The sequence below is a fragment of the Mycolicibacterium sichuanense genome (assembly GCF_033741125.1).
Lineage (GTDB): Bacteria > Actinomycetota > Actinomycetes > Mycobacteriales > Mycobacteriaceae > Mycobacterium.
On the sequence record NZ_JAWQPU010000006.1, the window covers coordinates 328430 to 350132 of the forward strand.

19 protein-coding genes are annotated in these 21703 nt (G+C 68.7%); 7 read left to right on the top strand and 12 right to left on the bottom strand.

Going from position 1 to position 21703, the window contains the following annotated elements:
• Nucleotides 1-144 precede the first annotated feature (144 nt).
• From SBI80_RS19975 to SBI80_RS20005, 7 genes are all read left to right on the top strand, one after another.
• The gene (locus tag SBI80_RS19975) at nucleotides 145-771 is read left to right on the top strand and encodes a VC0807 family protein (RefSeq protein ID WP_318976532.1); all 627 of its coding nucleotides are present in this window, start codon (nucleotides 145-147) and stop codon (nucleotides 769-771) included.
• Between the two features lie 65 nt (nucleotides 772-836).
• The gene (gene lon / locus SBI80_RS19980; protein ID WP_318976533.1) at nucleotides 837-3158 is read left to right on the top strand and encodes an endopeptidase La; all 2322 of its coding nucleotides are present in this window, start codon (nucleotides 837-839) and stop codon (nucleotides 3156-3158) included.
• Between the two features lie 93 nt (nucleotides 3159-3251).
• The gene (locus SBI80_RS19985) at nucleotides 3252-4292 is read left to right on the top strand and encodes an LLM class flavin-dependent oxidoreductase (protein ID WP_318976534.1); all 1041 of its coding nucleotides are present in this window, start codon (nucleotides 3252-3254) and stop codon (nucleotides 4290-4292) included.
• A gap of 28 nt (nucleotides 4293-4320) precedes the next feature.
• Nucleotides 4321-4956: an endonuclease gene (locus tag SBI80_RS19990; protein WP_318976535.1), complete on the top strand. Its 636-nt coding sequence runs from the start codon at nucleotides 4321-4323 to the stop codon at nucleotides 4954-4956.
• Nucleotides 4957-5012: 56 nt separating this feature from the next.
• Entirely contained in the window at nucleotides 5013-5345 is a 333-nt protein-coding gene (locus SBI80_RS19995) for a TfoX/Sxy family protein (RefSeq protein WP_318976536.1), read from the top strand.
• An 87-nt stretch (nucleotides 5346-5432) separates the two neighbouring features.
• Nucleotides 5433-6083, top strand: a complete 651-nt coding sequence (locus SBI80_RS20000) for a hypothetical protein (protein ID WP_318976537.1) — start codon at nucleotides 5433-5435, stop codon at nucleotides 6081-6083.
• On the top strand, nucleotides 6083-9247 hold the full coding sequence (locus tag SBI80_RS20005) for a helicase HerA domain-containing protein (RefSeq protein ID WP_318976538.1): 3165 nt from the start codon (nucleotides 6083-6085) through the stop codon (nucleotides 9245-9247). Before SBI80_RS20000 ends, SBI80_RS20005 begins: the two co-directional genes overlap by 1 nt.
• 65 nt (nucleotides 9248-9312) lie before the next feature.
• On the opposite strand, the gene dctA is transcribed toward SBI80_RS20005, so the two are convergent.
• From dctA to SBI80_RS20065, 12 genes are all read right to left on the bottom strand, one after another.
• Nucleotides 9313-10689: a C4-dicarboxylate transporter DctA gene (gene dctA / locus SBI80_RS20010; protein WP_413232757.1), complete on the bottom strand. Its 1377-nt coding sequence runs from the start codon at nucleotides 10687-10689 to the stop codon at nucleotides 9313-9315.
• Nucleotides 10690-10760: 71 nt separating this feature from the next.
• A complete protein-coding gene (locus SBI80_RS20015; protein WP_318976539.1) occupies nucleotides 10761-11114 on the bottom strand; it encodes a VOC family protein in 354 nt (117 codons plus the stop codon).
• A gap of 104 nt (nucleotides 11115-11218) precedes the next feature.
• Nucleotides 11219-12268 (bottom strand): sugar ABC transporter xylitol/L-sorbitol-binding protein XypA, encoded by a 1050-nt coding sequence (gene xypA / locus SBI80_RS20020; protein ID WP_318976540.1) that lies wholly within the window; start codon nucleotides 12266-12268, stop codon nucleotides 11219-11221.
• A 59-nt stretch (nucleotides 12269-12327) separates the two neighbouring features.
• Complete coding sequence (locus SBI80_RS20025) at nucleotides 12328-13377, bottom strand: substrate-binding domain-containing protein (RefSeq protein ID WP_318976541.1); 1050 nt, start codon at nucleotides 13375-13377, stop codon at nucleotides 12328-12330.
• Nucleotides 13378-13435: 58 nt separating this feature from the next.
• A complete protein-coding gene (locus tag SBI80_RS20030) occupies nucleotides 13436-14473 on the bottom strand; it encodes an ABC transporter permease (protein ID WP_318976542.1) in 1038 nt (345 codons plus the stop codon).
• The gene (locus SBI80_RS20035) at nucleotides 14470-16008 is read right to left on the bottom strand and encodes a sugar ABC transporter ATP-binding protein (RefSeq protein WP_318976543.1); all 1539 of its coding nucleotides are present in this window, start codon (nucleotides 16006-16008) and stop codon (nucleotides 14470-14472) included. Before SBI80_RS20035 ends, SBI80_RS20030 begins: the two co-directional genes overlap by 4 nt.
• Nucleotides 16005-17108 (bottom strand): zinc-dependent alcohol dehydrogenase, encoded by a 1104-nt coding sequence (locus tag SBI80_RS20040; protein ID WP_318976544.1) that lies wholly within the window; start codon nucleotides 17106-17108, stop codon nucleotides 16005-16007. Before SBI80_RS20040 ends, SBI80_RS20035 begins: the two co-directional genes overlap by 4 nt.
• On the bottom strand, nucleotides 17102-17869 hold the full coding sequence (locus tag SBI80_RS20045; RefSeq protein ID WP_318976545.1) for an SDR family NAD(P)-dependent oxidoreductase: 768 nt from the start codon (nucleotides 17867-17869) through the stop codon (nucleotides 17102-17104). Before SBI80_RS20045 ends, SBI80_RS20040 begins: the two co-directional genes overlap by 7 nt.
• A 46-nt stretch (nucleotides 17870-17915) precedes the next feature.
• Entirely contained in the window at nucleotides 17916-18923 is a 1008-nt protein-coding gene (locus SBI80_RS20050; RefSeq protein ID WP_318976704.1) for an NAD(P)-dependent alcohol dehydrogenase, read from the bottom strand.
• Between the two features lie 5 nt (nucleotides 18924-18928).
• Complete coding sequence (locus SBI80_RS20055) at nucleotides 18929-19570, bottom strand: beta/alpha barrel domain-containing protein (RefSeq protein ID WP_318976546.1); 642 nt, start codon at nucleotides 19568-19570, stop codon at nucleotides 18929-18931.
• On the bottom strand, nucleotides 19567-21054 hold the full coding sequence (gene xylB, locus SBI80_RS20060) for a xylulokinase (protein WP_318976547.1): 1488 nt from the start codon (nucleotides 21052-21054) through the stop codon (nucleotides 19567-19569). Before xylB ends, SBI80_RS20055 begins: the two co-directional genes overlap by 4 nt.
• Nucleotides 21051-21692 carry an SIS domain-containing protein gene (locus SBI80_RS20065; RefSeq protein WP_318976548.1) on the bottom strand — a complete coding sequence of 214 codons (642 nt, stop codon included), beginning with the start codon at nucleotides 21690-21692 and terminating at the stop codon, nucleotides 21051-21053. The genes xylB and SBI80_RS20065 overlap by 4 nt, the downstream gene beginning before the upstream one ends.
• Nucleotides 21693-21703 lie beyond the last annotated feature (11 nt).

The following is a 21703-nucleotide window of genomic DNA, read 5'->3' on the forward strand; positions in this document are numbered from 1 at the left end:
CGCGCTCATCGGCCGGCGCTGCCTTCGGCTGTGACACCGAGCTCCTCGACGGCGAGCAGGGACGTACCCGCCACCGAAAAGGGCGAGGAAGGCCCCGGCGTCCCCCACAGCGACGCGGCAGGTGGTCCTCCTAGGGTGATCGGCGTGAGCGATCCAGCCCCGGCGCAGCCACGCTCGATGCGCCCCCTCTTCCAGACCATGCTCCTCGACGTCGCGCCCCCGCTGGTCGCCTACTACGGTCTGCGCGCCGCGGGCGCCTCCGAGTACGCCGCGCTCCTGTCGGCCACGGTGCTGTCGGGGGTTCGCGTGATCTACGGCGTGGTGCGCAGCCGGCGGCTCGACCCGTTCGCCGCGTACCTGCTGCTGACGTTCGGCCTCAGTTTGGCGGTCGGGTTGGCGACCACCGACCCCAAGCTGATCCTGGTCGGCAACACGTTGGTCAACGGCATCGGCGGGCTGCTCTTCCTGGGCAGCTGCGTGGTCGGGATGCCGTTGACCCAGGTGGTCGGCGAGCGGTTCCGCTCCCCGGACGATCCCCAACCCACCGCCGAGCAGGCCAGGCGCATCCGGCGCGTCCACGTTCAGCTCTCGGCGATGTGGGGCATCGGATTGCTCGTCGAGGTCGCCATCCGGCTGGTGGTCATCGCCCGTCTCTCGGTGGACGCCGCCAACGGCGTGAGCTCGGCGATCACGCTGCCGGTGATCGGTCTGCTGGTGCTGGCCACGGTGATCGTCGGCAAGCGGGCGGCGGCAGCCCGGGCGGCAGCGTAAGCGTTGGGGGGAACAAACGACACCACGAAGAAGTTGAGCGCAACAGGCTGAACTTTGGAGGATGGATGTCAGAGAACATCGCAGTGCCGGTCTTGTTCGTCAGTGAGCCGATCGTGCTGCCGGGAATGGTGGTGCCGATCGAGCTGGACGACGCCGCCCGGACCGCGGTCGACGCGGCGCAGGCCAGCGAGAGCGGAAAGCTGCTCATTGCGCCACGGCTGGACGATCGCTACCCCACCCACGGCGTGATTGCGTCGATCGTGCAGGTGGGTCGCGTTCCCGGGGGTGGTGCCGCCGCGGTGATCCGTGGCGAGAAGCGCGCCCACATCGGGTCGGGCACGACCGGCCCCGGCGCCGCTCTCTGGGTCTTGGTGGAAGAGGCGACCGAAGCCGAGACCACCGACGAGACCAAGGCGCTTGGCGCCGAGTACAAGAAGCTGCTGCTGGCGATGCTGCAGCGCCGCGAGGCGTGGCAGATCGTCGACGTGGTCAACAAGATCACCGACCCGTCGGCGCTGGCCGACACGGCCGGCTACGCGTCGTACCTGACCGACGTGCAGAAGCGGCAGTTGCTCGAGACCGAGGACGTGGCCGCGCGGCTGCGCAACCTCGTCGACTGGACTGCCGAGCACCTGGCCGAGGTCGAGGTCAACGACAAGATCGCCGACGACGTGCGATCCGGCATGGAGAAGACGCAGAAGGAGTTCCTGCTGCGTCAGCAGCTGGCCGCGATCCGCAAGGAGCTCGGCGAGGGCGAACCCGACGGGTCCGATGACTACCGCGCTCGCGTGGAGGCCGCCGAGCTGCCGGAGAAGGTCCGCGAGGCCGCACTGCGCGAGGTCGGCAAGTTGGAGCGCTCCAGCGAGCAGAGCCCCGAGGGCGGCTGGATCCGCACCTGGCTGGACACCGTGCTGGACCTGCCGTGGAACGTCACGACCGAGGACTCGACCGACCTGAAGTCGGCCCGCGAGATCCTGGACGCCGACCACCACGGGCTGGACGACGTGAAGGACCGCATCGTCGAGTACCTGGCCGTCCGCGCCCGTCGCACCCAGCGCGGGCTGCAAGTCGTCGGCGGTCGCGGCTCCGGCGCCGTGATGGTGCTGGCCGGTCCTCCCGGTGTCGGCAAGACGTCACTGGGAGAAAGTGTGGCCAGAGCGTTGGGCCGCAAGTTCGTTCGCGTCGCCCTGGGTGGCGTGCGCGACGAGGCCGAGATCCGCGGGCACCGGCGCACCTACGTCGGCGCACTGCCCGGCCGGATCGTCCGGGCGATCGGCGAGGCCGGCTCGATGAACCCGGTCGTGCTGCTCGACGAGATCGACAAGGTCGGCTCCGACTACCGGGGCGACCCGTCGGCCGCGCTCTTGGAGGTCTTGGACCCCGCGCAGAACCACACGTTCCGCGACCACTACCTGGACCTGGATCTGGACCTGTCCGACGTGGTGTTCCTGGCGACGGCCAACGTCATCGAGAACATCCCCTCGGCCCTGCTGGATCGCATGGAGTTGGTGCAGATCGACGGCTACACCGAGGACGACAAGGTGGCCATCGCCCGCGAGTACCTGCTGCCCCGGCAGCGCGACCGCGCGGCGCTGACCCCCGAGGAGGTCACGGTGACCGACGCGGCGCTGCGCAAGATCGCCGCGGACTACACCCGGGAGCCCGGTGTGCGTCAGTTCGAGCGGCTGCTGGCCAAGGCGTTGCGCAAGGCGACGACCAAGCTGGCGGCCGGTGCGGACGGCCTGACCATCGACGAGCCGGATCTCGTTGGCTACCTGGGACGTCCGCGGTTCACGCCGGAATCCGAGGAACGCACCGCGGTGCCCGGTGTGGCGACGGGGCTGGCCGTCACCGGACTCGGTGGCGACGTGCTCTTCATCGAGGCCAACGCCAACGATGGGGACGCCGGGCTGCAGCTGACCGGTCAGCTGGGCGACGTGATGAAGGAGTCCGCGCAGATCGCGCTGTCCTACGTCAAGGCGCACGCCGAGCAACTGGGCGTCGATCCGCAGGCGCTGAATCGGCAGATCCACGTGCACTTCCCGGCCGGTGCGGTGCCAAAGGACGGCCCGTCCGCGGGTGTCACGATGGTCACGGCGCTGGTGTCGATGGCCACCGGCCGCAAGGTCCGCGGTGACGTCGGCATGACCGGTGAGGTCACGCTGAACGGGCGGGTGCTGCCCATCGGCGGCGTCAAGCAGAAGCTGCTAGCCGCTCAGCGCAACGGGCTGAAGACGGTGTTCATCCCGGCTCGCAACGAGCCGGACCTGGACGACGTCCCGGCCGAGGTGCTCGCCGCGCTGGACGTCAAGCCGATGACGGACGTGGCCGAAATCGTCGCGTTGGCGCTGGAGCCGGCGGAATGGGCAGCCACCGTCGCCGCCTAGCCAGACCACTCGACACCGTGAGCAGACGTAAAGTGCCCTCAATCGCCCAGATCGAGGGCACTTTGCGACTGCTCGGCTTAGAAGGGTGAGCACATGCCACGACGCGGAGAACCGTTGCGCAAGCTCGGATTCCTGACCATCGGCCGCTTCGACGATGCGAACCCCGGACCCGGCATCGAGCAGACGCTCGAGGTGATCGAACGCGCCGAGGCGCTCGGCTTCGACAGCGTGTGGCTGCGCGACCGGCACCTGCAACCCGGCATCAGCTCGCCGGTCGCGATCATGGCGGCGGCCAGCCAGCGCACCTCGCACATCGAAATGGGCACCGCCGTCATCCCCTTGGGGTTGGAGAACCCCTTCCGACTGGCCGAGGACCTCGCGACCGTGGACATCCTCTCCGGCGGCCGGATCAATCCTGGCGTGTCCGTCGGCACGCCGATGATGTACGACCACTACAAGACCGCGCTGTATCCCGACACCCACGAGTTGGAGGACTTCTCCAAGGAGCGGGTGCTGCGGTTGCTGCGGTGCCTGCGCGGTGAACCCGTCAGCGACTTCGAGGGCACGGTCGGCATCGAGCGGTTCACCAATCGCATCCAGCCGCACTCCCCAGGGCTGGCCGACAGGGTCTGGTACGGCGGCGGGTTGTCCTCCGCGATCTGGGCCGGCCAGCAGGGCATCAACTACCTCACCAGTTCGGTGGTCAGCGCCGCAGACGCGTCGGAGAGCACCGCAGCGCCCGACTTCGCCACCATCCAGGGTACGCAGATCGACGCCTACCGCGCGCATCACGCGAACCCCGAGAAGGCAAGGGTGTCACAGGGTTTGGTGGTGATCCCGGTCGACTCGGCCACCGACGACCAGATTCGCCGCTATCGCGACTACGCGGCCAGCCGGTTCGAACGCACCAAGACGCCCCAGGGACCGCGGCAGCTGCTCTTCTCCCCCGACTACGTCGGGACCTCCGACGAACTGGCCGACCAGCTGTTCGACCACGCCGGGTTCCAGCGCGCCGACGAGGTCGCCTTCGCCCTGCCCTTCACGTTCGACGAAGCCGACTACCGCCAAATCGTCACCGACCTCGCCGAAGCGCTCGGGCCGCGGCTGGGATGGACGCCCGCCGCCGAGGACTGAGCGGCGCCAGACCGGGTACGCCGCTGGCATGAGTACCCACGAAGACCAGGTCGCTCAGCTGCTGAATCAAGCCGGGCAGACCTACGCCGAGGAAGCCGGGATCACCCTCGAGGACACCCCGAAACCGCTGTTCCAGCTGCTGGTGCTGTGCATGCTGGCCAGCAAGCCGATCGACGCCGAGATCGCGGTGCACGCCGCCCGCGAGATCTTCCACGCCGGCCTGCGCACCCCAGAGGCAGTCCTCGACGCTCGGCGTTGCACCATGATCGCCGCCTTCGGGCGCGCCGGTTACGCGCGCTACGACGAGAGCTCGGCGACGCGGCTGGTCGCCATCGCCGAGACCGTCCGCGACCGCCACCACGGTGATCTACGCACCCTGGCCGAAGCCGCCGGTCAGGACGTCCACCGCGTCGCCACGCTGCTGCAGGAGTTCACCGGGATCGGCCCAACCGGATCGGCGATCTTCCTGCGCGAGGTGCAGGACACCTGGACCTGGGTGCGGCCATTCTTCGACGACCGGGCCATCGAGGCAGCCCGCGAACTCGGGCTGCCCACCGATCCAGCTGCGCTGGCCGCACTGGCCCCGCGGCGGGTCGCCCACCTCGCGGCCGCCCTGGTCCGGGTATCGCTCGACGCCGAACTCCGTGCCGCGCTGACCGATTGAGCCAGCTCTGGGCGTTCGCGTGGCCAACACTGCCGTCGACTGACTAACGTCGGGGCGTGGCCTACGACGAGGACCTCGCCAACCGCATCAGGGAGCTGACCGGTGGCGAGCGGGGCGTCGACGAGAGGCGGATGTTCGGCGGTCTCGCGTTCATGGTCGACGGGCACATGGCAGTCGCCGCGAGCGGCCAGGGCGGCCTGATGGTCCGGGTGTCGCCGTCGGAGACCGAGAACCTGCTGGCCAAGGAACACGTCGAGCCGATGGTCATGGCGGGTCGCCAGACGCGGGGGTGGATCAGGGTCGCGGCCGAGGGCGTGCGCACCAAGCGGCAGTTGCAGGCGTGGGTGGTCCGCGGGATCGGTTACGTCAGGACGCTGCCGCCGAAGTAGCGGACGTCTGCGTCGACCCCGCGTGCAGGTGCTCGTCGTGACCGCAGGAATGCTAGGCAGGAACAGACACGACGAAGGGATCCTCTCGTGAGCGTCGAACCGGACGAACTGACCGGCACCGAGCAGGCCGTCCTCCTGGTTCTGATGGCTGAGTCGCGACCCGTCCGCAACCCGGACCTGGCGACGCTCGGGCCGAAGCTCGACAAGGACAAGCGGGACCGTCTCGTCGACAAGGGCTTGATCGAGGTGAGCAAGGAGAAGGGCGCGATGGTGCTCGAACTGACCGACCGGGGCTGGGCGACGGCCGCGAAGCTCTTCGGCGCGCCGACCCCGGACCGGCCCTCCGGGCAGGGCAAGGCGCTCTACACCGTCCTTCGGGCGCTGCGCCGCTACTTCGATCGCGAGGACCTCGCCCCCGGCGACGTGTTCCTTCCGCGCGACGACGACGCGCTGGCCGGCGAACCGGACGCCATCGGCGATCGGATCGAGGAGCGGGTCCGCGCCGCCTACGTCCGGCTCGCCGCACGCCACGGCGGCTGGGTCGACCTGGTCCGCCTGCGTCAGGAGCTCGGCGACCTGTCCCGTCACGACCTCGATGCCGCGCTGACCAGGATGTACCGCATCCCGGGGGTCAGCCTTATCCCCGAGGAGAACCAGAAGGTTCTCACCGATGCCGACCGGGCTGCGGCCGTATCCATCGGCGACCAGGACAAGCACCTGATCGCGATCGAGGCGTGATGGATCCCCAGCAGCGCGAAGCCCTCAAGTCGCTGCGTCTGTCCTTCGCGCCGTCGGCCGACGACCTGTGGAATGCCAGCGGCGCCTTCCACGTGCCCGGTGTGCACGACCGGGCGCTCGAGCAGGTCATGGACGCCTTCGCCGACGCCGACCGGACGCCGGAGTCGAGCCCGCTGGGCGTGGTGGTCCGTGGCCAGGCCGGCTCGGGCAAGACCCACCTGCTGGGCCAGGTGCGTGAGCGGGTGCAGGCCGGCGGTGGATTCTTCTTCCTGCTGCAACTCCTCGACGCCACCAGCTTCTGGGAGTCTGCGCGCAGCAGCATTCTGGAGAGCCTCGGCCGGCCGGCCGTCGAACGTGAGACCCAGCTCAAGCAGCTGCTGTGGCAGCTCGCCTCGGTGGCGCACGTGTCCCGGGCCGACCGACGCGCAATCGCGGGCGACGACGAGCTCACCCCGGAGACCCTGACCTCCTTCGTCAACGCACTGCACCGCGTGCAGCCGCAGACCGTGCGCCCCACGCACCACACCCTGCGAGCGCTGGTCCTGCTCGGCGCCACCGACCTCGGCGTGCAGGACGTCGGGCAGGCGTATCTGAACTCCGCGGAGGACGTCGACGACACCGGCCGTCGGACCTGGGCCATCGGGGTGTCGACGCTGACGCCGCAGGAGTGCGTGCGCGACATCTCCCGCCTCGTCGCGCTGGCCGGTCCCGCGGTCATGGCCATCGACCAGATCGATACCCTGCTGGCGCAGTCGGCCACCTCGACGGCAGGCCGCGACGACGGCGGCACCGACAACCGCGATCTCGAGCACGTCGCGCACGGGCTGATGTCCGTCCGCGAGACCATGCGCCGCACCGCCGAAGTCGTGGCCTGCCTGCCCTCGGTGTGGGAGTCGATCCGCTCGCGGGCGACGGCCACCGTCGCCGACCGGTTCCGCGAGACGGCCACATTGGAGGGGCTGCCGAGCGCCGACGTCGGACGGGCGATCCTGGAGCGGCGGTTCACCGCGAGCTACCGGGCCGTTGGCTTCTCGCCGCCGTACCCGAGCTGGCCGATCTTGCCGGCGGCGTTCGACGACGCGCCCGACTACACCCCGCGCCGGCTGCTGCAGCGCGCCGATGCACACGTGCGGGCGTGCCTGGATCGCGACGTCGTCGAGGAACTCGAGCACCTGGGCGCCACCACCGGCACCGCGCCGGCCCCCGCCGACGACGGGCCCCGCGAGACCACCGATCTGGACCGCCGGTTCGCCGACTACCGGCGTCGTGCGGTCGGCGCCGCGGCGCTGGATCCCGAGGGCGAGGACACCACGGTGCCAGGCCTGCTGTCGGCGGTACTGGACGCCTGGATCACCGAACGCGCCGACACCGAGCAAGCCTTCTCGCTCGACCCGCCGCCGGGCAAGCAGGTGCGATTGCACGGCCGGCTGCGCCAGCGCCTGGACGCCGAGACCGACGACGAACGGCACTGGGCCTTCCGGGCGATCGCAAGTACCAACGCGATCGCGGTGCAGAACAGGATCAAGAACGCCTGTGTAGCAGCCGGTTTCGGGTCCAACCTCGACAAGCGTCAGCTGTTCCTGCTCCGCAACGACCGCTGGCCCGGGGGAGCCAAGACGGCGCAGACAATCGCCGAGTTCGAGCAGGCCGGCGGCAGGACGCTGGTCCTGTCCGACGACGACCTGCGCACCGCGTCGGCACTTCGGGATCTGATCGACGACGACCATCCCGACCTCGTCGGCTGGCTGGTGTCGCGCAAACCCGCCCACGGACTGGCCTTCCTTCGCGAGGCGCTCGGCGAGGGCGCGGGTCCGCTTCCGCCCGAGATGCCCGAGCCCGAACCGGTTCCCGAGCCCGAACCCGAGCCACGACCGGAACCATGGGCCAAACGGCTCAAGACTCCGCGGCGCGAGGACCACCCGACGACCATTCCCCTCGGCCAGGACGACGAATCGGGCGAGCCGCTGAGCGTGGAGATGCTGGCACTGCGCAAGCACACCGCGATCTTCGCCGGCTCCGGATCCGGCAAGACGGTGCTGATCCGACGGATCGTCGAGGAGTGCGCGCGCCGCGGGGTGTCGTCGATCGTGCTTGACCCCAACAACGATCTGTCCCGGTTGGGTTCGGCGTGGCCCGAGCCGCCGAACGGGTGGCAGCCCGCTGATACGCCGCGCGCCGCCGACTACCTCGACAACACCGAGGTCGTCGTGTGGACGCCCGGTCGGGCGGGCGGGCGACCGCTGTCGTTCCAGCCGCTACCGGACTTCGCCAGCGTCGTCGACGACCGCGACGAGTACGAGGTGGCCGTCGAATCCGCCTTCGCCGCACTGGAACCCCGCGCCCTCATCTCGGGCAACACCCCGAAGGCCAACTCCCGACGGGCGGTCCTGCGCCAATCGCTGCAGTGGTATGGCCGACGGCAGTCGACCTCGCTGCCGGGGTTCCTCGACGTGCTCGCCGAGCTGCCCGACGGCGTCAGCGTGATGAGCAACGCCAGGGAGTTGGCGGCCGAGCTCGGGCAGAACCTGCGCGCGTCGATGGTCAACGACCGGATGTTCGGCGGCGACGGCGCCCCCGCGGATCCCGGGATGCTGCTGACCCCTTCGGAGGGTTATCGCGCCAGGGTGTCGGTGATCAGCATGGTCGGATTGCAAAACGACGACCAGCGTGAGGGTTTCGTCAACCAGCTGCAAATGGGGTTGTTCGCGTGGATCAAGCGCAACCCCGCCGGTGACCGGCCGCTGGGTGGCCTCCTGGTGATGGACGAGGCGCAGAACTTCGCACCGTCGGGGCGGTCGACGGCCTGCCTGCAGAGCACGCTGGCGCTCTCGTCGCAGGCCCGCAAGTATGGCCTCGGGCTGATCTTCGCCACCCAGGCACCGCGTGGGCTCAACCCCAACATCCCCGGCAACGCGGCCACCCAGTTCTTCGGGTTGCTCAACGCTCCGGTCCAGATCACCGTGGCCGAGGAGATGGCCCGGGTGAAGGGCGGGCTGGTGCCCGACATCGGCAGGCTGCGGGCTGGCAACTTCTATGCCGCGCTGGAAGGGCGGGCGTTCCAGAAGATCACGGCGCCATGGTGCCTGTCTCGGCATCCGCACAGCCCGCTGACCACCGAGGAGGTGCTCGAACTGGCCCGGGAACCGCTCGGCCCCAAACCCTGATCGCCGGATGTGAATCCTCTACGGTGAAGTGGTCGATGCGCCGCAGAGGATTCACGGCCGGTGGCCTAGCGTCCGGAGACGACGACCTCCGGCACCGCGGCAGGCTCGACGTCCTCGACCGGCTCGCCGCGCAGGACGGCCTTCATCCGCGCCGAGTCCAGCTGGCCCTCCCAGCGCGCCACCACCATCGTCGCGACGCAGTTGCCGAGCAGGTTCACCGACACCCGCATCGAATCCATGATGCGGTCGGCACCCAGCAGCAGGGCGACCGCCGCCACTGGGATCGCCCCGTGCCCGATCGCGGCCACCGTCGCCGACAGCGCCAGGAACGACGACCCCGGCACGCCGGCCATGCCCTTGGAGGTCAACATCAGCACCAGCACGGCGGTGATCTGCTCGCCCAGGCTGAGGTCCACGCCGAGGGCCTGCGCCAGGAACAGCACGCAGATGGACAGGTACAGCGTCGCACCGTCGAGGTTGAACGAGTAGCCCGTCGGCACCACCAAACCCGTCGTGGTGCGCGAACATCCGGCGTGGATCAACTTGTCGATGATGCGCGGCAGCACGACCTCGGTGGACGCGGTGCCCAGGGCGAGGAAGAACTCGTCCTTGACGTAGAGGAAGAACCGCCAGAGATTGACCCCGGCCAGGAACCGGGCGATCGCCCCGAGCACCAGGATGAACAGCGCCGCGCCCAGATAGCACGCCCCGATCAGCTTGGCGTAGCTCCCCAGCGACGAGATGCCGTACTGGCCGATGATGTAGGCCATCGCACCGAATGCGGCCAGTGGCGCCAGCTTCATGATCCAGCCGATGATCGTGAACAGCAGGCTGCCGAGGTGTTCGATCAGCTCGAAGACGACCGGCGGCCCGTGCTCGCCGAACTTGGCCAGCGCCAGACCGAACAGCACCGCGAAGAACAGCACCTGCAGCAATTGATTCTCGGCGAACGCCGAGAAGACCGACGTCGGAATGATGTTCAGCAGGAACTCCACGGTGTGGGGCAGCTCCCCGCTGCCGGTCTTCTTGGCAACGGCGTCGGCACCCGCGGCCAAGGTCTGCGGATCGACGTCGAAACCGGCCCCCGGCTTGACGACGTTGCCGATCACCAGCCCGAACAGCAGGGCGAGGGTCGTGACGACCTCGAAGTAGACGAGTGCCTTGACGCCGATCCGGCCGACGGACTTGAGGTCACCGACGTGGGCGATGCCGATCACGACGGTGCAGAAGATGATCGGCGCGATGAGCATCTTGATCAGCTTGACGAACCCGTCGGCCACCGGCTTCAGGTCTGCGCCGACGCCGGGCCACAACCAACCGACCATGATCCCGGCGACGATCGCGACCAGCAACTGGGTGAACAACGACGTGTACCAGCGTGACTTCGGCGGTGCTCCGTCCTCGGCCAGCTCGAGTTCGGTGAAGGTCTTGGAGTCGGTCACAGACAATGGGTACGGCCATCGGGTGACATGGCCGTGTGGAGCACGTAACCACGGCGCTACATCGCATCCGATCAGTACTCGACCCGGAAGCCACCGATCAGGCGCAGGACGTTGCCGTCCGGGTCGCGAAGCGTGCAGAGCTGAACGCCCTTGGTCACGGTGTCCACCTCGCCCGGGTCGAGACCGTCGTCACGGGCCCGCTCCACCTGCCCGGGGAGGTCGTCGACGGCGAGATTGAGCAGCCCGGAGCCGGCACGCTCGTCGTCGACGAACACCTGCACCCAACCACCGGGCACCACCTGCCATTCGACGAGCACCGGCATCGGGTGGTTGTCCGCCGCCCGTCCGAACAGCTTCTCGTACCAGGCGTTCGCCCTCGGGAGATCCGACACCGGGACCACGGCCAGCACGTGCTCGATCGTCATACCGGTACCGACCGGCCCGCGTGCTCGAACTCATCGCTCGGCGCCACGTGCAACACGGGACCGACCCCGGGTGGGGCCGATCCCGTGTCACTGCTCGAACCGGGTTACGGCTGCTTCTGCCCCGGAATGCCCTCGTAGGCGATGTCACCGGTCTTGAGGTTCTGCGCGGTCAGCTCGGTCAGGCCGTCCAGGAACTTCTGGCGTTCGGTGACGACGTGCTGGATGGCGACGTCGACGTTGTCCTTGGTGATGGCGGGCATCACGTAGACCGGATCCTTCTTGACGTCCTCCTTCTTGACCAGCGCGTTGGCCACGGCCAGCCCGGCGGACAGCTCCACGGTGCCGTTCTGCAGCGAGGTGCCGATGAACTCACCGCTCTTGACGGCGTTGAGGCCGTCCTCGATGCCGTCGATGCCGACGATCGGCACGTCGGTGCGGTTGGCCTCCTTGAGCGCCTGCAATGCGCCGAGGCCCATGTCGTCGTTCTGCGAGACGACGCCGTTGATCTGCGGGCCGAAGCTGGAGATCCAGTTCTTCATCTTGTTGACCGCCTCGTCACGCTTCCAGTTGGCGGTGTCCTTGGCCAGCACCTTGATGTCCGGGTACTTGGCCAGCACCTGGTCGATGCCCTTGCCGCGGTTGATCTCACCGGAGCCGCCGAGCGGGCCCTGCAGGATCACGATGTTGCCCTTGCCGCCGAGGCGGTCGGCCATCATCTGCATCTCCTGCGCGCCCGCGGCCACGTCGTCGGGCTGCACGTTGCCGGCGAGGTCGTTGCTATCCAGCGCGGCATTGACCGCCAGCAGCGGAATGCCCTTGGCCTTGGCCGACGCGATCTGCGGGGCGAGCGAATCCGCTTGCACGGGAACGACGATGATGGCGGAGACGCCCTGGTTGATCAGCGAGTCGACCTGGCTGGCCTGGGTCGAGACGTCATTGTTGGCCGAGTTCCACACCAGTTCGATGTCGTTGGCCTTGGCATAGGTCTCCATGCCCTCCTTGCCCGCGGTGATGAACGAGCTCATGTCGTACACCGTGACACCGATGCGGGTGGTGTTCTTGTTGGCCTCGGTGTCACCGGCACCACAGGCGGTCATGCCAAGGCCCAGCAGGCCGGCCGAGGCGATCGCACCCAGCTTCATCGTCAGTCTCATCTATCGCTCTCTCTTCGTTCGTCGTCGAATGTGGTTGAAAGGTGTTGGGAGAAGGGCGGTCACGGTTGCTTCTGGCCGGGGATCCCCTCGTAGGCGATGTCACCGGTCTTCAGGTTCTGCGCCGTCAGTGCGCTCAGTCCGGCCAGGAACTCGGCTCGCTTGGTGACGACGTGCTCGATGGCGACGTCGACGTTGGCCTGCGTGATCGCCGGCATGATGTACACCGGCTCGGTGTTGACCTGTTCCTTCTTGGCAAGCGCGTTGGCGACGGCCAGCCCGGCCGACAGCTCCACGGTGCCGTTCTGCAGCGAGGTACCGATGAACTCACCGCTCTTGACGGCGTTCAGGCCGTCCTCGATGCCGTCGATGCCGACGATTGGCACCCCGGTGCGGCCGGCTTCCTTGAGCGCCTGCAATGCGCCCAGACCCATGTCGTCGTTCTCGGCGACCACGCCGGTGATCTGCGGCCCGAAGCCGGAGATCCAGTTCTTGACCTTGTTGACGGCCTCGTCACGCTTCCAGTTGGCGGTATCCATCGCCAGCACCTTGATGTCCGGGTACTTGGCGAGCACGTTCTGGATGCCCTTGGTTCGGTCCAGCTCACCGGACTGGCCGAGCGGGCCCTGCAGCACGACGATGTTGCCCTTGCCGCCGAGCTTGTCGGCCATCATCTGCATCTCCTGCTCACCGGCCTTGACGTCGTCGGGCTGCACGTTGCCGGCGACGTCCTTGCTGTTGAGCGCGGCGTTGACCGGGACGAGCGGGATGCCCTTGGCCTTCGCCGACGCGACCTGCGGCCCCAGCGAATCTGCCTGCACGGGAACCACGATGATCGCGCTGACACCCTGGTTGATCAGCGAATCGACCTGAGTGGCCTGGGTGGAGACGTCGAGGTTGGCCGAGTTCCACACCAATTCGATGTCGTTGTCCTTCGCGTACTGGTCCATCCCCTCCTTGCCGGCGGTGATGAACGAGCTCATGTCGTACACCGAGACCCCAATTCGGGTCTTGCCGCTCTTGGACTCGGTATCTCCGGCGCCGCAGGCGGTCATGCCCAGTGCCAGGGCTCCCGCCGAGGCGATGGCGACGAACTTCGTTGTCAGTCTCATCTGGTCTAGCCCTCTCAGTTGGTCGAGCTTTGGTTGAATTGACTTGCTGGACGGTCGATCACGTCCTCCTTCGGGTCGACCAGACGTCGACCGCGACCGCTGCCACGATCAGGACGCCCTTGATCACGTCCTGCCAGTAGGCGGGCACCACCAAGATGTCCAACCCGTTGTTCAGCGTCTGAATGATGAACAGGCCCAGCACCGTTCCCCAGATGGTCCCGCGACCGCCCATGAGGCTGGCGCCACCGATGACCACGGCGGCGATGGCGTCGAGCTCGTACCCCTGACCGAGGTTGGGCGGGCCCGAGATGACGCGCGAGGCCAGCATCACACCCGAGATGCCGGCCAACAGGCCGGACAGGGCGTAGACGCTGAAGAGGACGTTCTTGGCGTTGATCCCGGCGATCTCGGCGGCATTCCGGTTGCCGCCGACCGCGTACACCCGCATGCCGTAGGTGGTCCGCTTCATCACGATCGCCAGCACGATGATGCCGATGATCATGACCAGGACGGGGATGGTCAGGCCGAGGATCTTGGTGTTGGCGATGGAACCGAACTCGGCAGGCAGCCCGTTGATGGGTGCACCGCCGCCGATCACGTACGCCAGACCCGATCCCGCGGTCAGCGTGCCCAACGTCGCGATGAACGGGGGCACGTTGATGCGCGACACCATGATCCCGTTCAGCGAACCGACCGCCAGACCGACGAGCATAGCCACTCCGACGGTCATCCACACCTGGCCGGGGTTGGCCTTGGCCGTCGCCGCCCCCGCCATGGCGGACACCGCGATCACCGAACCCACCGAGAGGTCGATGCCACCGGTGAGCACCACGAGGGTCTGGCCCAGCGCGATCAGCGCGAACGGAGCGGCCGCGACCAAGATGGTGACCAGGTTGTCGACGGTGCCGAATCGTGCACTCCGATAGGAGAAGTACGCGATCACCAGCAGCATGATGATGACCATCGAGTAGCGAAGGGCGATGCCGCCGATCCACTCGCGGGAGAACAATCGGACGGGCTCCCCCGTGATCGGCGACGTGACGACGGGAGCGCCGGACTCCTCCGGCGTCTTCTCGGTGTCGACTGGGGTGGTCACGATGTTGCCTCCGGATCTGGGTTGGAGATGTGTTTCGGGCCGTCGAGTGCGGTTGCCATGCGGAACACGGACTCCTGGACGGCGGGATGGTCGAGTGCCTCACGGTCGAGTTCACCGACGAAGGCACCCTCGCGCATGACGAAGGCCCGGTGCGACAGCCCGATGATCTCGGGCATGTCGGACGAGGCCATCACCACGGCCATGCCGGCTTCGGCGAATTCGGTGATGATGCGGTAGATCTCGCTTCTGGCCCCGACGTCGACGCCGCGGGTGGGCTCGTCGAGCAGCAGGACGTTGACCTCACCGGTCAGCCAGCGAGCCAGCACCACCTTCTGCTGATTGCCGCCCGAGAGCGTACCGACGAGCTGGCCCATCCCGCTGCTGCGCAACCGGACCGACTTCATCACCTCGGAGACCGCCTTGGTGCGGGCCTTGCCGCGCAGCCAACCCGCGACGCTGAACGACGACAACCGCGGCAGCGAGCCGTTGTCGAGCACGCTCATCGACAGCACCACGCCGGAGATCTTGCGGTCCTCGGGCACCATCGCCATGCCCTCGGTGATGGCGGCCGCGGGGGCATTGCGCTTGACCCGCTTGCCGCGCACCAGTATCTCCCCGGAGCTGGTGTGCCTGGCGCCGAAGATGGCCTCCAGCAGCTCGGTTCGGCCCGCCCCGACCAGACCGGCGAGCCCGACGATCTCCCCGGAGGAGACCGTGAACGACACCGGTTCGGACGCCCCGTCGACCTGGAGGTCGCGTACTTCGAGTACGGGTTCGGACTTCGGCGCCACCAGTTCGGGGAACAGCGCGTTCAGCTCGCGGCCGATCATCGCGGTGACGATGTCGTCGTCGGTGATCTTGGACAGTGGCTCGTCGAGGATCAACCCACCGTCGCGCAGCACCACCACGCGGTCGGCGATGGCGCGGATCTCGGCCATCTTGTGCGTGGTGTACACCATCGCGACGCCGCGGTCGCGAAGCCGGCGCACGATGCCGTACAGACCCTCGACCTCGCGCTCGGAGATGGCCGAGGTGGGTTCGTCGAGCATCACCACCTGAGCACCGGTGCGGGCGGCCTTGACGATCTCGACGATCTGCCGCAGACCGACGGGCAGGCTGCCCATCCGCGCGGTGGGCGAGATCGAGACGTCGAACGCAGACAGCGTCTCCTTGGCCTCGGCGATCATCGCCCGCCGGTTCAGGAACGGGCCACGCTTGAGTTCGCGTCCTACGAAGAGGTTCTCGTAGACGGTCATGTCCTCGATGGAGGCAAGCTCCTGCGGCACGATCGCCACGCCATGGCGAACGGCGTCACGGGGATTGCCGGGCGCCAGGTGGGTGCCCTGCACCGACACGGAACCGCCGTCGGCGCTGTACTGACCGCTGACGATCTTCATCAGCGTGGACTTGCCCGCGCCGTTCTCACCGGCCAGTGCGGTCACCGAACCGGGTTCGAGATCGAGGGTGATGCCCTTGAGCACCGGTACGCCACCGAAGCTCTTCGTGATGTCCGCGCATTCGAGGATGGCGGTCATCGGACACCACCCGTCGAGCCGGCACCGACGGAGATCGGGGCGCCGTCGGCGTTCGTCAACTCCACGACGACCTTGACGTTCTCCGGATCCATCGACGCGGCGAACGCCTGCGCGGACTGTGCGAAGTCGTAACGGGCGGTGATGATCTCGTCGATCGGAACCACACCTGAGGCCAGCAGGTCCATCGCGGCGGCGTAGTCCTCGCGGACGTACATCAGGTTGCCGATCAGCGCCAGCTCGCGGTCCTGGATCAGGTCGAGCCGGACGGGCGTGGCACCCGCCGAGACACCGACGATCATCACCGCCCCGCCCTTGTCGACGAGTTCGATGGCCTGGGCCACCGAGCTCTGGATGGCGACGCAGTCGATCACTGCGGCAGCGGGCCCGCCGAGCAGCGCCAGCGCAGACTCGACCGCGTCGGGTGCCGACGGATCGAAACTGCCTGCCGCGCCGAGGCGTTCGGCCCGCGCCCGCTTGGATTCCAGCAGATCGGCGACCACGACCCTGGCGCCGGCCTGGCGCAGGGCCAGCAGCACGAACAGTCCGATCGGCCCGGCACCAACCACCACGACCGGTCGGTCGCGCAGGTCACCGACGGCTTCGGCGGCCCGGCGCACGGCGTGGATGGGGGTGGCGAGCGGCTCGATCAGGATCGCGTGGTCGTCGTCGAGCTCGTCGGGCAACGGCACCACCCGGTCGACTGCGACGGTGAAGCTGTCGGCCAGGCCACCAGGGGTCTGGCAACCCAGCACGAGCAGTTCGCGGCAGATGTTGTAGCGACCCGCCAGGCACTGCGGGCAGCGCCCGCACGCCAGGTTCGGCTCCACGACGACGCGGCGACCGATCCAGGACTCCGCGACGCCGGCGCCCACGGCATCGACGACCCCGATCACCTCGTGGCCGGGGCGATACGGCAGGTCGATGAACGGGTGGTGGCCACACGCCGCGTGCGTGTCCGAACCGCAAATGCCGACCACCGTGCCGCGGATGCGCACCTCACCCGCCTCGGGGGCGGCCTCCGGTACGGTCTCGACGACGACGTCGTCGATGGAGTTGACGACGACGCGACGGTTGACGCCCGCTTCGGGTCCGTTCACCATGCGGTGTACCCCCCGTCGGCGACCAGGACCGATCCGGTGATGAACGAGGCGGCGTCACTGGCGAGGAAGACCACGCTCGGCGCGATCTCCTCGGGCATGGCGTAGCGCTGCTGCGGCGCGTCGTCGATCCAGTAGCGCTTCAGATCGGGCCGGTCGACGGGCGCCATCTCGGTCTTGCAGTAGCCGGGCGCGACGGCGTTGACCCGGATACCGAGCGGGGCCCATTCGGCGGCAAGGGATTTCGTCAGATGGTGCACGGCGGCCTTGGACGCGTTGTAGGCCGGCTGCATCTGCGGCCGGTTGACGATGAGACCGGACATCGAACCGATGTTGACCACCGAGCCGGACCCCCGTTCGCGCATGTGCGCGCCGACGGCCAGCGAGCACGCCCACAGCGCCTTGACGTTGAGGTCGAAGACGTCGTCCCACTGCTGTTCGGTCACGTCCCACGACTCGGCGTGATAGCAGGTGCCAGCGTTGTTGACCAGGATGTCGACGTGACCGAGCGCCTCGATGGCCTCGGCGGTCATCCGGTCGACGTCGGCGGACCGGGTGATGTCGGCGGTGATCGGGTGGAACTGGTGTCCGGCGGACGCCGCCTCTGCTGTCACCTTCTCGTTGCGCTCGGCGCTGCGGCCCGAGATCGCCACGGTGGCACCGGCTTGCGCGAGACCGAACGCGAAGGCCCGGCCAAGACCCTGATTGCCACCGGTGACCAGGGCGGTGCGGCCGGTGAGGTCGAACGGTGAACGGGCGCTCATCGCGCACTCTCCTTCATAACTTGGGGGCCCATCACTTGGGAACCCATCACTTGGGAACGACGATCGACTTGAGGCTGGCCGGATCGGTGTCACTGTCCAGCGCCTCGCCGACGTGTTCGAGGTCGTAGCGGCCGGTGACCATCGCGTCGAGGTCCACCGCGCCGGAGGTCACCAGATGTATTGCTGCGGGCCAGGTGTCGGTGTAGCGGAAGACCCCGGTCACGTTGATCTCCATGTTCTGGATGTGGCCGATGGGCAGGGCGTAGTCACCGGAGCCCATGCCGACCAGCACGACGTATCCGGCCGGACCGACGGCCTTGATGCCGCTGACGACGGCGGGCGCGGCGCCGCTGGCGTCGACGAAGGCGTCCACCTGCGGATCGAGCGCGGCGACGTCGTCGACCATCGGGTCGATCACCTCGGTGGCCCCGAAACGCAGCACGTTCTCCCGCCGGGACTGCATCGGGTCCGACACCACGATGCGCGCGGCACCGTAGGCCTTGGCGGCCTGGGCGCAGATCACGCCGATGGGGCCTGCACCCGCGATCAGGATCGAACTGCCGGGCTGGACGTGCGCCTTGCGCATGGTGGCCACGGCCACCGACAGCGGTTCGAGCAGCGCCGCCGCCTCGTCGGACATGGAATCCGGTACCGGGTGCGCGAATTCGGCGTCGATGGTGACGTAGCGGCAGAACGCACCGTCGACCGGCGGCGTCGCGTAGAACTCCATGTAGGGGCACAGGTTGTAGCGCCCGGCGGTGCACTGCACGCAGCGCCGGCAGGGGTGCTGCGGCTCGACGGCGACGCGTTGACCGACCCGCGTCGGGTCGACCTTCTCCCCGACCGCCGTGATGCGGCCCGACAACTCGTGCCCGAGGATCATCGGCTGCTCGACGACGAAGTCGCCGATGCGTCCGTGACGGTAGTAGTGCACGTCCGATCCGCACACGCCGACGGCCGCGACCTCGACCAGCACCTCGTGCGGGCCGGGGGTCGGGACCGGTCGGTCCTCGATCTGCAGCGTGCCAACCCCGGTCATCACGCTGGCCTTCATCGTGCTCACATCGCTTCCCTTCGTTCTGAGGTCATCAGTGCGCGGCCGACGATCATCTGGCGGACACCGGCGGTCACGCACAACGGCGCGACCTCCCGGGTGACTCCGCCGTCGACGGCCACGGGTAGATCGGTGAATCTGGTGGTGCAGGCGGTGACCAGGCCCAGCCGGTCCAGGCGGCAACGGTCCCTGGTGCCGGGCTCGATGAGCATCACCAGGACGCCGTCGGGGTCGGCGGACCAGCCGGGTTGGGCCAGACCGTCCCACTCCCGCCACACCGCGATCCACGCCGCGGCACCGGCCGCGCGGATCGCTCGGACGCGCTCGTCGGTGAACGCGTGCCACGGCAGGAACACCACACCGGGGTGCTGCGCCAGGATCTTGGGCAGCACCGCGTCGACGAAGTCGGCCGACCCGATCAGGTGCACCCCGATCCGACTGCGGTCGACGGACGTCGAGATCATCTGCAGCTCGGCCAGACTCACACCGACGGGCAATCCCTCCGAGACTGCCATCACGTCGACGTGCACGTCGATGCCGGCCTCGGCCAGCGTCTGGGCGGCGGCGACCCGTGAGCCGGGCGCGGCGTAGACCGATCCGGCCAACAGATCGGGGAAGTCGCGGTGCCACGACGCGAGCCCGGTCATCGCACACCACCGGCGTCCAGGATCGGCGACGCCGCGAGCGCCGACCACCGCGTGCGCAAGGCGTCGAGATCCCGGCCGTGCGCACGGGGAGCCACCCGGGCCCGTGCGTCGGGAAGCCAGCGCTTGGCCAGGTCGACGAGCCCGGCGCGGTCGGTGCGCGATGCCACGGCCGCGGCCTGAATGCAGGCGCCGCGTGCGGTCGCCTCCTCGACGTCGGGCAGCGTGACCTCGTCATCGAGCAGGTCGGCCAGTAGCTGCAGGGTCGCCGGTGACCGGGCTCCTCCACCGACTGCCGTTGCGGCGCCGCCCAATTCGACCCCGCACGCCAGCAGGCTGTCGCGACCCGAGAGCAGCGACAGCAACGGCCCCTCGACGAAGGCCCTTGCGAGCTCGGCGCGGGTGGTGTGCGACGTGAGATCGGCGAAGGCGCCGCGCGCGTCGGGACGGTCCGGGGTGCGCTCCCCGTCGAGGAAGGGCACCAGCACCGGCCCCTGGGTGGGTCCCGCCGCAAGCGCGAGCTCGGAGATGCCGGCCAGGTCGGTGCCGAGCAGAACCGCGGCCCGGTCGACCACGCGTGCCGCGTTCAGCGTGCTCATCAGCGGCAGGTAGCCGCCGGTCATGTCCGCGACGCCGTCGACCGCGCCCGTCGTGTCGAAGACCGGACCGCGCGAGGACGTCGCCACCACCCCGGAGGTGCCGATGCTGAAGTACTGGTCGCCGTCGGAAAGACCGAGGCCGAGGTAGGCCGCGTGTTGATCGCCGCCGCCGGCGCCCACCAGCACGTCCGCACCGATGCCGAGTTCGCTTGCCGGGAAGGGCAACACGGTGCCTGCCACGTCGGCTGGGCCGAGGACGGTCGGCAGCTTGGCCGCCCAGTCCCGGTCACCGGCCGCGAGGTCCAGGTACGACGGGATCCACCGTCCGTCGGTGGCGTCGAAGTAACCGGTGCCCGACGCATCGGAGCGATCGGTCACCCTTTGCCCGGTCAGCCAGTACGTCAGGTAGTCGTGGGGCAGCAGCACGGTCGCCACCTGGTCGAGGAGCCCGGGTTCGTGCTCGGCGACCCACGCCAGCTTGGCGATGGTGAAAGCCGCCGTCGGCAGCGTGCCGATGCGCATCACCCAGCGGCGCGCGCCGATGCGCTCGACCAGGCGCGCCAAGTTGGGTGCGCCGGTGGTGTCGTTCCACAGCTTGGCGGGTCGCAGTACGTCGCCCCGGCCGTCGAGCAGGACTAGACCGTGGCACTGTGCGGCCACCGAGATGGCCCGCACGTCGGGGCGCTGCTCGCAGCTGGCCAGTGCCTGGCGGGCGGCCGCGACGAACGCGCCGACCCAGTCGTCGGGGTGCTGCTCGCTACTGGGCGGAAATGCGGGCGGGTGCGGAGCCGACCCCGAACCCAGCAAGAGGCCGGACTCGGCCTCGCGTATCTCCACCTTGCACGACTGCGTCGAGGAATCGACCCCCATCACCGCCGAGACCGTCATGCGCCGCGCACCACCGGTACCGATTCATCCCCCGGTCGATGACCTCGGACGCCGACGCCGCCTGCGGGATGGCTGTCGATGACGTCGCTCACGGTATGACCCCGCATCGACATGGTGACCACGGCGACGGCGTCGCTCCAGGCGCCGACCGCCAGCGTGCTCGCCATCGCGATCATGTCGCCGGGATCGGCGTCGGCTGGCGTCGGCGGGAGTGCCGCCACACTGCTCGCGGCCCTGGCGAACGGGGATTGCGGGCTCTCGGTCAGTGCCACGACGTGGATGCCACGGCGGCCGAGCCGCTCCACCAGGTGGGTGAGTTCGGTGCTCTGGCCCGTCTTGGAGATGGCCAGCACCAGGTCGGACGCCGTGATGGCACCCATCCCGCCGTGCAGGGCGTCCATCGACGGCAGGTAGACCGCAGGCGTCCCGCATACCGACAACAGGTGCGCCAGCCGCTCGGCCATGATGCCCGAGGTACCGGACCCGGTCGTCACGACCTTGCCGCGCACGTCGATCATCTGCCGGGCGACGGTGACGACACTGGACTCGACCGACCCGACCAGCGCAGCAAGCGCGGCGGACTCCCGGGACAACACGGCGCCGGCCAGGGAAGTCAGGCCGGTGTCGTCACTGCTCATCTGATAGCCCC